The 14,012-nt window shown below is 74.5% G+C and carries 10 protein-coding genes; 3 read left to right on the top strand and 7 right to left on the bottom strand.

The features are described 5' to 3' along the window. Positions 1-28: 28 nt before the first annotated feature. From ACFWXO_RS42460 to ACFWXO_RS42445, 4 genes are all read right to left on the bottom strand, one after another. Complete coding sequence (locus tag ACFWXO_RS42460; protein WP_380531851.1) at positions 29-1,528, bottom strand: lyase family protein; 1,500 nt, start codon at positions 1,526-1,528, stop codon at positions 29-31. Continuing rightward, complete coding sequence (locus ACFWXO_RS42455; RefSeq protein WP_380531848.1) at positions 1,525-3,144, bottom strand: condensation domain-containing protein; 1,620 nt, start codon at positions 3,142-3,144, stop codon at positions 1,525-1,527. The genes ACFWXO_RS42460 and ACFWXO_RS42455 overlap by 4 nt, the downstream gene beginning before the upstream one ends. An 80-nt stretch (positions 3,145-3,224) precedes the next feature. Next, positions 3,225-3,938 carry a thioesterase II family protein gene (locus ACFWXO_RS42450; RefSeq protein WP_380531845.1) on the bottom strand — a complete coding sequence of 238 codons (714 nt, stop codon included), beginning with the start codon at positions 3,936-3,938 and terminating at the stop codon, positions 3,225-3,227. A gap of 607 nt (positions 3,939-4,545) precedes the next feature. Next, positions 4,546-6,240, bottom strand: coding sequence for an ADP-ribosyltransferase domain-containing protein (locus ACFWXO_RS42445; protein ID WP_380531842.1), 1,695 nt, complete (start codon positions 6,238-6,240; stop codon positions 4,546-4,548). Between the two features lie 266 nt (positions 6,241-6,506). Between ACFWXO_RS42445 and ACFWXO_RS42440 the strand changes: the two genes are divergently transcribed. Further along, positions 6,507-7,187, top strand: a complete 681-nt coding sequence (locus tag ACFWXO_RS42440) for a macro domain-containing protein (RefSeq protein ID WP_375890546.1) — start codon at positions 6,507-6,509, stop codon at positions 7,185-7,187. Between the two features lie 40 nt (positions 7,188-7,227). Here the strand turns inward: ACFWXO_RS42440 and ACFWXO_RS42435 are convergent, their stop codons facing one another. Continuing rightward, positions 7,228-7,935 carry a TetR/AcrR family transcriptional regulator gene (locus ACFWXO_RS42435; protein WP_380531839.1) on the bottom strand — a complete coding sequence of 236 codons (708 nt, stop codon included), beginning with the start codon at positions 7,933-7,935 and terminating at the stop codon, positions 7,228-7,230. A 101-nt stretch (positions 7,936-8,036) separates the two neighbouring features. Between ACFWXO_RS42435 and ACFWXO_RS42430 the strand changes: the two genes are divergently transcribed. Beyond that, positions 8,037-9,050, top strand: a complete 1,014-nt coding sequence (locus ACFWXO_RS42430) for a zinc-binding dehydrogenase (protein WP_380531836.1) — start codon at positions 8,037-8,039, stop codon at positions 9,048-9,050. 83 nt (positions 9,051-9,133) lie between these two features. Here the strand turns inward: ACFWXO_RS42430 and ACFWXO_RS42425 are convergent, their stop codons facing one another. Beyond that, a complete protein-coding gene (locus tag ACFWXO_RS42425; protein WP_380531833.1) occupies positions 9,134-9,880 on the bottom strand; it encodes a hypothetical protein in 747 nt (248 codons plus the stop codon). 20 nt (positions 9,881-9,900) lie between these two features. Beyond that, entirely contained in the window at positions 9,901-10,962 is a 1,062-nt protein-coding gene (locus ACFWXO_RS42420) for an SUKH-4 family immunity protein (protein ID WP_380531830.1), read from the bottom strand. A 244-nt stretch (positions 10,963-11,206) separates the two neighbouring features. On the opposite strand from ACFWXO_RS42420, the gene ACFWXO_RS42415 reads away from it, so the two are divergent. Continuing rightward, the gene (locus ACFWXO_RS42415) at positions 11,207-14,005 is read left to right on the top strand and encodes a penicillin acylase family protein (protein ID WP_380531827.1); all 2,799 of its coding nucleotides are present in this window, start codon (positions 11,207-11,209) and stop codon (positions 14,003-14,005) included. The last annotated feature ends 7 nt before the right edge of the window (positions 14,006-14,012 follow it).

The following is a 14,012-nucleotide window of genomic DNA, read 5'->3' as shown; positions in this document are numbered from 1 at the left end:
GAGGGCGGGCGCGCGGCGGAGGGCGGGGTCACCGCTGCGCCGGGGAGTCCGCCGGGGCCGCGAGCAGCGCCGTGACCTCGTCCGCGGCCGCCCCCGCGACCGCGGCCCGCTCCGCCCAGCACTCGGTCAACCGCTCCTGCTCGGCATCGAGTTCGGCGAGGGTGGCGCGGACCTGGTCGGGGTGGGTCGAGCCGACCGAGGTCTTGGCGCGCAGGCCCGCCTCGACGCTCAGCGAGGCCGCCAGCAGCGCCTGCGGCCCGGCCAGCCGGTGCCCGGCCTCCTCCGCGACCGCCGCCAGCAGCGCCGCGTCCCCGTCGGCCGGGGCCAGGCCCTTGTCCAGCGCGGCCTTGATGTAGCGCCCGGCGATGATCTGCGCCGTCCGCCAGGGCACGCCCTCGTCCAGGGTCAGCCGGTTGGCCAGGGTGAAGCCGCCGAGGAACTCGCCCTCGCAGGCCGCCCGCATCCGGTCGGTGCGGAACACCAGCCCGGTGACCACCGCGTGCGCCAGCCGCAAGGTCGAGCGCAGCGCCTCGGTCTGCACCCGCAGGTGGGCGCCGGCCTCCTTGGACACCTCGACGGTGTTGGTGTACGGGGTGTTGCGCTGGGCCGCCGCCAGTTCGGCCGCGCTGCCCGCGACCAGCGCGCAGCGGCCGCGGATCCGCTCCAGCACGGGGAAGTTCTTCTTCTGCGGCATCGCGGCGGAGATCCCGGACAGCTCGTCCGGGAGGTCGAGGAAGCCGTGGGCGCTGCCGCCCCAGGCCATCAGGTCGGTGGTGAAGCGGCTCAGCGCGACGGCGAAGTTCGCCGCCTCGGCCGCGATCGCCAGCGCCCAGCCGCGCGAGGCGACGGCGACCAGGGCGTGCGGCTGGGGCCGGGCGAAGCCGAGCAGCCCGGCCATCCGGGAGCGGTCCCAGTCGAGTTCCTGCCCGGCCATGCTGCCCGCGCCGAGCGGGCAGGCGTCGATCTCGTCGTACGCGGCCAGCAGTCGGCGCACGGCGGTCAGCGTCTCGCTGGACAGCGCGGCCAGGTAGAAGCCGGGGCTGATCACCTGGGCGGCCTGGGCGTGGGTGTAGCCGGGCATCGGCACCTCGACGGCGCCTGCGGCGAGCGCCCGGACGGCCGCGTCGAAGGCCAGCAGGTCGGCGGCCAGCGCCCGGACCTGCTCGCGGGCGGAGAGCAGCTGGGCGCAGACCTGGAGGTCGTTGCGGCTGCGGTCGGCGTGCCAGGCGGCGAACGGCGGGACCGGGCCGGCCGCGACGTGCCGTTCCAGGGCGAAGGAGATGTCCGACATGTTCTCGCTCGGGTTCGCCCGGATGCCGTCCTGGTCGACGGTGTCCAGGCGGGCGGCGATCGCGGCGGTGCCGGGGCCGTCGACCAGCTCCATCCGCCGGTACTCCAGCAGCAGCACCTTCTCGATCGCCACGTAGTGCCGCAGCAGGTGCTCGGCCTCGTAGGCGAACTGGGGTGCCAGCACCTCCTCGTGCCACACCTCGCTCGGGATGCCGACGATCCGACCGGTCACCGTCATTGCGTGCTCCTCAGAAGAACCGATGGGGCGGACCGGCCCTCGCCCGGACCCTCCGGCCCGGCCGGTCCGGGGCTGCCGGTGGGGAAACTCTCGGCCCGGCCGTCCCCGCCCGCGCCGGGTGCCGGGCGGGCGGCGGGGGTCCGACCGGTGGCAGGTGCCGGGCCGGTGGCGGGTGCCGGGCGGGCAGCAGGTGTCCGGTCGGCGGCGGCCGCGGGCAGGCCGGACAGCGGGGCGGCCGGCTCGGCGAGACCGGCGGCGAGCAGCGCCAGGTAGTCGTCGAGCAGGGCGCGCGCGGTGGCGGGGGCGAACAGCTCGGTGTCGTACACCAACCGGGCGGCGCGGTCGGCCACTTCGAGCAGCAGGTCGTCCTCGGCGTACCCGCAGGGGGCGCCGAGCTCGCCCTCGGCGAGGGTGAACGCCAGCTGGTGGACGGGCGCGCCCGGCGGCTGCCCGGCGGACGGCTCCGCCTGGTCCGCGACGTCCTGCAGGTCCGCCAGGTCCGCCAACTCCGCGACGGGCAGCTCCTGGTGCTGCCAGGCGGCCGAGGCGACGTCCCGGACGCGCTCCACCAGCGCGGCGAAGGACGGGTCGCCGGAGGTGTCCAGCCGCAGCACCACCTGGCCGGCCAGCGCCCCGACCAGCGACAGCGTCTCGGGGCCGCGCCGGCCCGAGACGGGCACGCCGATCAGGTGGTCGGTCCGGCCGGAGCGTTGGTGCAGCAGCGCCGCGTAACCGGCCAGCAGCACCGGGGCCGGCGACCCGCCGAGCCGGCGGGCGCCCGCCCGCAGCGCGGCCGCCAGGCCGGACGGGAACTCGGCGCGGACCTCGGCGCCCGCGAAGGCGCGGACGGCCGGGCGGGGCCGGTCCAGCGGGAGGCCGTGCCCGGACGGCCGTCCGGCCAGCCGGGAGCGCCAGAACTCGGCCGTGTCCGCGTGGGGTTCCAGCCGGTCCCGTTCGTACTGCCGGTCCTGCTCGTACCGCCGGTCCCGCCCGCGCCGGCGCGCCCGCTCGTACCGGTCCCGCCCGTGCTGCCGGTCCGCGTGGTCGGCGAAGTCCAGCAGCCGGTCCGGCAGCACCGGGGCCCGGCCCTGCTCCTCGGCGGCGCACAGTTCGGCGAGTTCGGCGTTCAGCAGGAACAACGAGGCCGGGTCGCAGACCAGTTGGTGGGCGACCAGGACCACCGCCCAGTCCGCCTCACCGAGCCGGACGGCGACGGCCCGCCACAGCGGCGCCCGGGCCGGGTCGAAGGGCAGCACGGCAGCCTGGTCGGCGATCTCGGCGAGCCGCTCGGCGCGCTTGCCGTCGTCCGGACCGCTGAGGTCGGTGAACTCCACCGGCAGGTCGATCCCCGGGTGGACCACCTGCCGCAGCTCGCCGTCCAGCACCCGTACCGAGGTCCGCAGCGCGGTGTGCCGGGCGGTCAGCGCGGCCAGCGCCGAACGGACCTGCTCCTCGTCGACCGCGGCGTCCAACCGGAAGGTGTCGGCCACGTGCTGGAGCAGCAGGCCCCCGGAGCGCCGGCCGGTCCGCCAGACCAGTTCCTGGCCGTGGGCCGCCCGGGCGATCCGCGCCCCCTCCGCCCCGGGCCCGGCCGACCCGGTGGTTCCATCCGCCATCGCAGTTCCTGACCTCGTCGTTCCAACCGTCGCGGACTGGGGCCTGCCTGTCTCGGGGCCCCCTGCCGGGGCCCGCGGCGTCACGCCACGGGGCTCCCGATCCCGGCACGAACGGCCCGGCTGATCGCGTCCAGGTTGTCGTCGAGGAAGAAGTGACCGCCCGGCAGGACGTGTCGGGCGAACGGTCCGGTGGTGTGCGCGGCCCAGCCGGCCGCGTCCTCGGGCCGGGCCGAGGCGTCCTCGTTGCCGACGAAGGCGGTGATCGGTACCGGCACCGGCGGTTCGTCACCGCAGTCGTAGGCGTCCAACCAGCCGAAGTCGGCCCGGCAGACGGGCAGGACGAGTTCCAGCAGTTCCGGCTCGTCCAGTACGAAGGCGGGCAGGCCACCGCCGCGCACCAGCCGCTGGAGCATGGCGTCGTCCGGCAGCGCCGACAGGCCGTCGAAGATGTCGTCGCCCCGCGGCAGGTCGGGCCGCGGGCAGCCCGACACGAAGAGGTGGAGGGGCAGTTCGGCCCCGGACCGGCGCAGCCACCGGACCACCTCGAAGGCCAGCAGGCCGCCCATCGAGTGGCCGAACAGCGCGTACGGGCGGTCGGCCGTGGCCGCGACGGCCTCGGCGATCCGCTCCACGTCGACGGCCGCGGGCTCACCGAGGCGGCGCTCCCGGCCCGGCAGGGCCAGCGCGGCGACCTCGACCTCGGGGCCGAGCGCGGCCGGCCAGCGGGCGTAGATGGACGTGGCGCCGCCCGCATAGGGGAAGCAGACGAGCCTGACCGGCGCCTCCGGACGCAATTCTCGGGAAACGAACCATTTGTCGGGGAGTATCTGGCCGTTCACGGGCGCCATCCAGGAAGTCCGGCTTTTGGCCCGAGGTCGTCCGGAAAGTCCATGGTCTCCGAAGCGGCCTTTCTGGAAAAGATGTCAGAACTCATTCGATCCGTCACTGGATCGCCGCTCTGCGGAGGCCGGTCGTGCCGCCTGGTCGGTTCTGCCATCGAGGATGATGAATAGTGTGCCGATCAACCGCTGATGACTGTACCTCAGCTGAGTGAGCACGCTCAATAGTTGGCGATAACCGGCCAGCGGGCGGCAGCGCCCCCTCCCGAATGGGTCGATTCGACAACCCGCCCACCGCGCCCGGGAATCGGGGCGCAACTCGCGGGGAACTCCCATTGGCTTATCCGGCGGCGCCCCGTACGGCACGGCCCGGCGGCAGGCGGGCGCCGACCGGGCGGGGGCCGGACCGGACCGGGCGAGGGCCCCCGCCGCCCGGGCGGTCGGTCCACGAACCCCTCCGCCCCGACGGCCGCTCGGCGAAGGGGCGTTGGCGCGCCGGGGCGTCGGGGCCGTCCGGGTTGTCCGGGGCGTCCGGGGCGTCCGGGGCGTCCGGGCCACGGGCTCAGGACACCAGCGGCGCCCCCGCGACCTCGGTCAGCGTCACGGTGCACAGCCCGCCGCGCTGAACCTGCACGTCCGTGACCTCCAACTGGGTGCCGGGCAGCAGGATGTACTCCTCCTCCCCCGTGAACGCCGAGAACCGCTGGATGCCCGTGGCGCGCAGCGGCCGCACCTCGAACAGCGTCCGCTTGCCCCGGCTGCCCAGGAAGGACTTCGCCACACCCGGCTCGGAGGTGCAGGAGGACACCCCCCACCACGTCACCGTCCGCCCCAGCGGGTACTGCTTGCGCAGGTCCAGCGCCACCCCGCGCCAGAGCGGCTCCGTCCGCACCGGCAGCTGCGACACCGCCCCGAACAGCAGCCGCAGGTACGGCAGGTACGGCACCAGCCGGGCCCGGTCCGGGGAGCGCAGCACCGCGTTGATCTCCCGGTAGAACGCCGACTCGCAGGTGTACAGGTACAGCGCGGCGATCGCGTCCGCGGACAGCCCGTCGGGCACCCCCGCGCCCCCGCGCCCGTCCGCCCGACCGGCCACCTGCCCGGCCGCGCGCTCCGCCGCCCATTCGTCCGCCCGCCGCCTGCCGAACTCGTGCGACGACGTGACGTGCCGGTCCAGCCCGCGCAGCAGCTCGGCCACCGGGGCCACCGCCTCCCGGAAGTCCATCAGCGGCGTGTCGAACACCCCGCTGATGGCCGGGAGATCGAGACCCTCGTCCTTCACCCCGGCGAGCCGGTCCAGGTACAGCTGGTGCAGCTCCATGGTGGACGCGATGAACGCGCCCATCCGCTCGGCGACACCGCCGTCGGCGCCCCCGGCCGCGGCCGCGGCGGCGTCCCAGCCCTTGCTCGGCAGCCAGTCGATCCCGTCCGCGCCGAGCGAGGCGAGCGCGGCGTTCACCGCGGCGAAGTGCTCGTTGTCGCAGAAGATGTCGCCCTGGGCCGCCGGGTTGGCGTGGTCGATGTGCCGGACCTCGACCCCCGGGTACTTCTTCTCCAACCGCTGCACCACGCTCTTCAAGCTGCGCGCGTGCGCACCCCACCAGGCGAAGACCACCCCCCGGTCCTCCTCCCCCGCCTGCTGCTTGGCCCGCAGGATCTCCTCCACGATCCGCTCGGCCACCGGCCGCCAGAACCCGGTGTGCTGCTCCGGGCCCATCGCGCCGTCCGCGCTGGCGGTCAGCGCCGCGTTCAGCAGCAGCACGCCCTGGGTCAGCATCGCCTGGAACCACTCCGGCGGCTGGACCGTCTCCTCCTTCTTCAACAGCGCGCGGATGTCCGCGATCGGCGTCTTCTTGGGTATGCCGTACTTCCACATCGCCGCGGCCTTGATGATGCAGCGAATGCTGATCACCCGGCCGAACTGGCTGTCCTTCCAGTCGTGGAAGGCGTTGTCGAACATCGCGATGCCGGTGGCGCTCTCCGGGCGCGGGTACGGGTTCTGCCCGAAGACCACCACCTTCCACCGGTGCGGGGCGTGCGGCTTGAGCGCCTGGAAGGTCAGCTCGCGGACCGGCACGACCTCCGACCCGCGCTCCGGGCCGATGAACGAGGCCGCACCGGGCTGCGCCTCGATCACCGGCTTGAGCACCGGCAGCCACGGCTCGCCGCCGCCCCGGAACAGCTCCGCGAGGGCCAACGGGTCGTTCGGGTCGTTCGTTCCGGGCTGGTCGGTGGCGGAGGTGTCGGCAGCGCTCATGGTGGTACTCCGGCTGGTCTGGTCACGGAAAGGCGTCGAATGACGGTCCGTCAGCTCTCCGGCGGACGACACCTTCCTAACAGCCCGCACCGACATTCCGACCCGTCGCTCCACCCGACGGTCCACCCGACGGTCCACCCGGCGCTCCACCAGCCCGAACGGCCCCGGACGGATTGTCAGTGGCACCCGCTAGCGTCGGATTCGACCGGGAGAACGACACGGAGAACGACAGGGAGAACCCCTCCCCGTACGAAAGGAGTTGCCGCATGACGACGGACCGCGCGCAGTCCCCGCTCAGGGTGGTGCTGACGGACCTCAACGCCTCGGTGGTCGAGTCCTGGCGGGCCGCCTTCGCCGACACCCCCGGCATCGAGATCCGGCAGGGCTCGATCCTCACCGAGCAGGTCGACGCCTGGGTCAGCCCGACCAATTCCAAGGGCCGGATGGACGGCGGGGCGGACGCCGCGATCAAGCGCCACCTGGGGGCGGGCATCCAGCTGAAGGTGCAGCGGAGGATACGCAGCGCCCACGCGGGCACGCTGCCGGTGGGCAGCGCGGTCTGCGTGCCCTCCGGTGCGGTCAACCCGAAGTTCCTGATCTCGGCGCCCACGATGCAGACCTCCTCGCAGAACGTGAGCGAGACCTTGAACGTCGCCCTCGCCTGCGCCGCCGCCTTCCAGGCCGTCCACCGGCAGAACCTGCTCGTGCCGGACAGCATCCGGTCGGTGGCCCTGGTCGGCATGGGCGCGCAGACCGGCCGGGTGCCGGCCCGGGTGTGCGCCAACCTGATGTGGACGGGCTACACCCTCTTCCAGGACCACCGGTTCGAGGACGACGACGAGCTGCGCGCCACCATCCTCGCCCAGCTGGACGACCTGGAGCAGGCGCCTGCCACCACCCGGGTCCGCATCGCGACGCCCCCGGCCCGCAGCCGCTCCGGGCGGTAGTCCGTTCCGCCGGCAGTTCCGTCGGAAGCCCCGCCGGCCCTCAGGCCGCGCCGAGCGCCAAGCGGATCCAGCGCTCCGCCTCCACCGTCGCCGTCGCCACGTCGAAGGCCTCCGGCGCGGCCGCCGCCTGCACCACCAGCCCCTTGAGCAGTCCCACGAAGGCGAACGCGAAGGCCCCGGCATCCACCCCTGCGCCGGGACCGACCCCGGCTCCGACCTCCACCCCTGCGCCCGCCCCGGCCCGCAGCTCCCCGTCCGCCAGGCCCTGGCCGACCACGTCCGCCACCCAGCCGCGCGTCCGGGCGTCCAGCTCCGCCACCGCCGGCGTCAGTTCGGAGGTGCCCGCCAGCGCCTCGGCCCCCAGCACCACGAAGGCCCGGCCCAGGTCGGTCGGGTGCCGCACGCCCTCCAGCACGCCCCGGGCGAAGCGGCACAGCTCCTCCGCCGCCCCGGCGCCACTGCGCTCGGGCGCGGCCGCCGCCATCGCCTCGGCCAGCGCCTCCTCCTGCAGCCGGGCGAGCAGCGCGGCCTTGGAGCCGAAGTAGTGGGTGGCCAGCCCCCGGCTGAAACCCGCCTCCTCCCCCACCCTGGCCAGGGTGACCCCGGTGCTGCCGTGCTCGGCGATCAGCCGGGCGGCGGCGGCGATCAGCGCCGCCTCGGCGTGGGCGCGCCGTTCGGCCTGGGTGCGGCGGGGTGGGGGCCCCTGCGGAGCGGTCGCGCGGGTGGCCGGGTCATCGTGCGTGGGCATGGCACCATGCTAGGGTTGAACTTGCTTGTTGGCTAACAAGCAAGTTTGGGATGACGGAGCACTCCCCCGGCCCCGCCACCCCCGGCAGAAGGGAAGTCCCGATGACCGCCACGATGCTCGCCGGCCGCCTCGACGTCACCAAGGGCGCGTTCGCCGTCGAGGAGGTGCCCGTCCCGACCCCCGGCCCGGGCGAGGTGCTGATCAAGGTCGAGGCCGCGGGCGTCTGCCTCTCCGACGTCCACCTCATCGACGGCACCCTCAAGCCCTTCCTCCTCGACGGGGACAAGGTCACCCTCGGCCACGAGGTCGCGGGCACCGTGCACACCCTCGGCGAGGGCGTCACCACCGCCGCCGTCGGCGACCGGGTGCTGCTCCAGGCCGGCGAGACCCGCAACGGCCGGGTGCACACCCGCGGCGTGGACTACGACGGCGGCTGGGCCGAGTACGCCCTCGCCACCGCCACCACGCTCGTCCCGATACCCGACGAACTCCCCTTCGAGCAGGCCTGCTTCATCCCCGACGCGGTCTCCACCCCCTGGGCCGCCATCACCGGCACCGGCGCCGTCCGACCCGCCGAGCCGGTCGGCGTCTGGGGCGTCGGCGGACTCGGCGCCCACGGCGTCCAGCTGCTGCGCGCCATCGGCGCCTTCCCGATCGTCGCCGTCGACCCGCTCCCCGCCGCCCGCGAGCGCGCCCTCGCCTTCGGCGCCGACGCCGCCCTCGACCCCACCGACCCGCGGTTCGCCGACCGCCTGCGCACGGCCACCGCCGGCCGTCCCCTCGCCGCCGCCTTCGACTTCGCCGGTGTCGCCGCCGTCCGCGAACAGGCCGTGGCCGCCCTCGGCGAACGCGGCCGCCTGGTCCTGGTCGGCCTCACCGACAAGCCGCTGACCATCACCAAGGGCACCATGGTCAGCTACCTGCGCCAGCAGATCCTCGGCCACTACGGCTCCGACGGCCAGGACGTCATCGACCTGGTCGACCTGGTCCGCGGCGGCCGCCTCGACTTCGCCCGCTCGGTCAGCGGCACCTTCCCGCTCGCCGACGCCGCCCGCGCCGTCCAGGCCCTGGAGCGCAAGGAAGGCAACCCCATCCGCCTCGTCCTCAAGCCCTGACCGGCGCCCCCGCACCTGCCCGACTGAGCCGGGCACGGCACCGGGCCGGCCGCCGCCCCTGCGGCTGCCGGCCCGCACGCGTCCTACTCCACGGGCGACACGTGCAACACCGGCTGCACCGGCTGCACCGGCACGGCCTCGACCGGTCCCCCCATGGCCTCCCGGTAGTAGCGGACCCGGAACACCCCGGACAGACTCGCCGTCACCGCCAACCCACCGCCCAGACACACCGCCGCGCCCGCGACCGACAGCACACCGAGCACCCGGTCCTTCACGGTGAAGCCCAGGACCAGGGCCACCAGCGACGGGAGCAAGGTCAGCACCACCGGCAGGGCCACCCAGCTCGAACCCCGCACACTCGTCCAGCCCTCACGCCGGTGCACCTCCCGGGACCTCCGCAGCGCCTCGCGGATCCCGACACCGTCGAGCACCATCGCCGGCAGCACCAGGTAGCCCACCATCACCCAGCTGGCCCCGACCAGCAGTACCGCTCCCACCAGGATGGTCAGGGCCCCGCCGACCGCCCAGCCCGCGATGACCGGCAACCGCCCCGCCGCCCGCGCACAACTGGACCACACCCCGACCGCCCGCCCCCGCAGAGCGTCATCGACCGCGATCAGCATCGCCGCATTGCCGAAGGTCACCAGGAACAACAGCACCACCAGCCCGGCCGCCCCGACCACCACGCTCCCCCCGAGCAGCACCTCCGCCCACACCAGCAGCGCGGCCGCCCCGACCGTCACCGCCACCGTGACCCCCGACAGGAGCAGCAGCTTCTTCTGCCGCCGCACCACCCCCACCAGCGTCCGCACCGACCCACCCTCACTCACGTTCCCACCTGCCAATTCGGCTACTCCAGCAGACTGCCCATGTGCCCGTCGTCGATCCGGATCGGCCAGAAGTGCTCCTCGCTCGCGAACGCCTCCGGATCGATCGCCCGCAGCGCCTCCTCGGCCGCGCCGTCGAACAGCTCGCACGGGTCGAAGACCGACCAGGGGGCTTCCTTCCGCTCCCGGTACGCCTCCTCCCGCGCGGCGCGCAGCCGGTGGAAGGTCCAGAGCGTGTACAGCAGCGCGGAGAGGTCGCGGTGCAGGTAGGCGGCCGTCCCGCCGTCGCCCCACACATCGGTGAGCTCGACCCGCCCGGTCGCGCCGTCGAGCAGCACGTCGAAGTCGTACATCCACCCGCCGAGCACCGGGAACCCGCGCTGGTACGCCCGCTCCGAGGGCTCCTCCTCGTCGTCCTCGGGCTCGTAACCCTCCAGCGGCCCTTCGGCATCGACCTCCAGCACGCACCGCCCGGACACCGGCAGGCCGACCTCGGTCAGCAGCCGCCGGGTCGGACCGTGCGTCACGTTCGCGGGCAGCTCGTCCTCCCCGAAGCGACGGACGCCGCCCTCCCCCTCCGCCGTCGCCAGGTCCGCCACCAGGGCCGGAGTGACGGCGTACGCCGACTCCCCCGGCCCGCCCGGCCCGGCACCCCACGCCAGGGCACGGACCGTCACCGCCGCCTCCCAGTGGGCGGGCCGGCCACCCGTCCGCCGGTACAGCTCCGGATCGGCCTCCCGCAGCAGCCGCCGTCCGGTCTCCACGACCTCGGCCACTCCGGCGGGCCCGTACTCCGCTGCCCCGCCGAGCCCCTCGACCACCCGCGCCAGCGCCACCAGACACGCCGTGCTGCTGGCCAGCAAGTCCCGCCGCAGCGCCCCGTCGTCCCCCGGCCGCCCGAGGAACACCGCCCCGCTCGCCCCGTCCAGCAGCACCGCCGCGGGCCCCTCCCAGCCCTCGTAACAGGCCTCCCCGAGCAGGGCGAACCCCTCGACCACCCGCGGCGGCTCCTCCCCCGCGGCCCCGAGGTCCAGGTACGCCCGCCCCCAGCACGACCCACCAGCAGCCAGCAGCTCCCGCCCCACCACGCACCCCTTGCCCCGCCGCCCCGCGCCGGAAGATCACCCACTACCGCGAGCGACCCTAACCGACCCCGCCGACACCCCGGCCCGCCGGAGGCCGTCCGCCCCCTCGCCCGGCCCCCGACACCCGACGCCCGACACCCCCAACTCCGGCACCTCGCGGGCGAAATGGCATGCACGCCACTAGCCAACCGGCCAGTAGCACCCCTACCGTCGACTCCCCGTGGCTTCGACGGAGGAGCTCGCCTTGCCCCCACGCACACGCCCCCACCCCCTCCGGTCCGCGGCCGTCGCGCTCGCGTCGGCCCTGTTCGTCACCGCCGCCCTGACCGCCCCCGCCACCGCCTCCCCCACCCCGGCCGCCGCCCCCGACTACTGCGGCGGCCGCTGCACCGACATCCTCCCGCCCGGCGAGAACGGCAACGCCACCCTCGCCGAGATCCTGCTCAACCGGATGTTCGGCAGCCGCCCGGCGCACACCGACGACCAGCTCGGCCCGTACTCGGCCCTGGCCTCCGGCTACCCGGGGCTGACCGAGGCCGGGTTGCGGAACTTCTTCAACGACGCCTCCTTCGGCGTCCCCGCCGACCAGGTGGCCAGCACCGTCAGCCCGCGCGCGGACGTGACGATCGTGCGCGACAAGGCCACCGGCGTCCCGCACATCAGCGGCACCACCCGCTACGGCACCGAGTTCGGCGCGGGCTACGCGGCCGCGCAGGACCGGCTCTGGGTGATGGACCTGTTCCGGCACGTCGGCCGCGGCCAGCTGTCCGGCTTCGCGGGCGGCGCGGCCGCCAACCGGCAGCTGGAGCAGAGCTTCTGGCAGGCCGCGCCGTACACCGAGGCCGAGCTGCAGCAGCAGATCGACGCGCTCGCCGCCCGCGGCGGCCGGGCCACCCAGGCACTCGCGGACGCCAACGCGTACCTGGACGGCATCAACCAGTACGCGAGCCAGGCGTACAACGCCCGGACCTTCCCCGGCGAGTACGACCTCACCGGCCACATCGACCCGATCACCAACGCCGGTTCGATCGAGCCGTTCAAGCTGACCGACCTGGTCGCCCTGGCCTCCGTGGTCGGCGCGCTGTTCGGCGCCGGCGGCGGCGGTGAACTCGCCTCCGCCCAGGTCAAGTCGACCGCCGAGGCCCGGTACGGCAAGGACGCCGGGGACGCGCTGTGGAAGTCGCTGCGCGAGTCCGACGACCCGGAGGCCGTCCGCACCCTGCACGACGGCCAGAGCTTCCCGTACGCGACGGTGCCGGACGCCCCGCAGGGCCAGGCCCTGCCGGACCCGGGCTCGGTGGTGCCGGAGAAGGTGGTCTACGACGCCACCGGCTCGGCGAACTCCGCGACCACGAAGGCGGACGGCGTCCTGCCCGGCAACCTGCTCACCGCCAAGCACGGCATGTCCAACGCCCTGCTGGTCTCCGGCGCGCACACCGACGACGGCCACCCGGTCGCCGTGTTCGGCCCCCAGACCGGCTACTTCGCCCCGCAGTTGCTGATGCTGGAGGAGATCCAGGGCCCCGGGATCAGCGCCCGCGGCGCGGCCTTCGCCGGCCTCAGCTTCTACGTGCAGCTCGGCCGCGGCCAGGACTACGCCTGGAGCGCCACCTCGGCCGGGCAGGACATCACCGACACCTACGCCGTCCCGCTCTGCACCACCGACGGCTCCCCGGTCACCACCGCCGCCGACTCCTACCTCTGGCACGGGCAGTGCCTGCCCTTCGACCGGCTGGAGCGCAAGGACGCCTGGAGCCCGACCACCGCCGACTCCACCGCGGCGGGCTCCTACACCCTGGTGATGTACCGCTCGAACTACGGCCTGGTGACGGCCCGCGGCACCGTCGGCGGGGCGCCCGTCGCCTTCACCTCGCTGCGCTCCACCTACCGCCACGAGGCCGATTCCATCATTGGCTTCCAGGAGTTGAACGACCCCGGCGCGGTGCACGACGCGCCGAGCTTCCAGCGGGCCGCGCAGGACATCAACTACACCTTCAACTGGTTCTACGCCGACTCCCGCGACATCGCCTACTACAACTCCGGCAGCAACCCGGTGCGCGCCCCCGGGGTGGACGCCGGACTGCCCGTGCTCGCCCGACCCGCCTACGAGTGGGCCGACTTCGACCCCGCCACCAACACCGCCCGGTACACCCCGCCGGCCGAGCACCCGCAGTCCGTCAACCAGGACTACTACGTCTCCTGGAACAACAAGCAGGCGGACGGGTTCACGGCGGCCGGCTTCGGCAACGGCTCGGTGCACCGCGCCAACCTGCTCGACGACCGGGTCAAGGCGCTGCTCCAGGGCGGCGGCAAGGCGAGCCGGGTCACTCTCACCCAGGCCATGGAGAGCGCCGCCCTGGCCGACCTGCGGGCCGAGGACGTCCTTCCCGACCTGATCCGGGTGCTGCGCAGCGCCCCGGTCACCGACCCGGCCGCCGCCACCGCGCTCCAGCAGCTGGAGGCCTGGCTCGCCGACGGCGCCCAGCGCAAGGAGACCTCGGCGGGCAGTCACGCCTACGCGGACGCGGCCGCGATCCGGGTGATGGACGCCTGGTGGCCGCTGGTCGCCGACGGCGTCATGCGGCCCGGGCTCGGTGACCAGCTGTTCTCGGCGCTGACCGGCGCCCTGCAGATCAACGAGTCGCCCTCCGGCGGCCAGACCGGCGCGACCGGCGGCGGCCCGGTGAGCGCCAACGAGGGCATCCCGCACAAGGGTTCGGCCTTCCAGTACGGCTGGTGGAGCTACCTGGACAAGGACCTGCGCGCCGTCCTCGGCGACCCGGTCGCCGGCCCGCTGGCCCGCCCGTTCTGCGGCGGGGGCGACCTCGCGGCCTGCCGCACCGTGCTGCAGACCACCCTGGCCAAGGCCGCCGCCCAGACCCCCGCCCAGGTCTACCCGGGCGACGCGGACTGCACGGCGGGCGACCAGTGGTGCGCCGACACCGTCATCCAGCGCCCGCTGGGCGGGGTGACGGACGCCAAGACCACCTGGCAGAACCGTCCGACCTACCAGCAGGTGGTGCAGTTCAGCGCCCACCGCTGACCGGCGC

The organism is Kitasatospora sp. NPDC059088 (assembly GCF_042738155.1).
GTDB lineage: Bacteria > Actinomycetota > Actinomycetes > Streptomycetales > Streptomycetaceae > Kitasatospora.
Note: the sequence above shows the minus strand (reverse complement) of the source record. Positions and strands in the feature narration are given on the sequence as shown.

Excerpts from the sequence above, each read along its gene's own strand:
- ACFWXO_RS42460 (WP_380531851.1), bottom strand. The coding sequence starts at position 1,528 with ATGACGGTGACCGGTCGGATCGTCGGCATCCCGAGCGAGGTGTGGCAC.
- ACFWXO_RS42455 (WP_380531848.1), bottom strand. The coding sequence starts at position 3,144 with ATGGCGGATGGAACCACCGGGTCGGCCGGGCCCGGGGCGGAGGGGGCG.
- ACFWXO_RS42445 (WP_380531842.1), bottom strand. The coding sequence starts at position 6,240 with ATGAGCGCTGCCGACACCTCCGCCACCGACCAGCCCGGAACGAACGAC.
- ACFWXO_RS42440 (WP_375890546.1), top strand. The coding sequence starts at position 6,507 with ATGACGACGGACCGCGCGCAGTCCCCGCTCAGGGTGGTGCTGACGGAC.
- ACFWXO_RS42435 (WP_380531839.1), bottom strand. The coding sequence starts at position 7,935 with ATGCCCACGCACGATGACCCGGCCACCCGCGCGACCGCTCCGCAGGGG.
- ACFWXO_RS42430 (WP_380531836.1), top strand. The coding sequence starts at position 8,037 with ATGACCGCCACGATGCTCGCCGGCCGCCTCGACGTCACCAAGGGCGCG.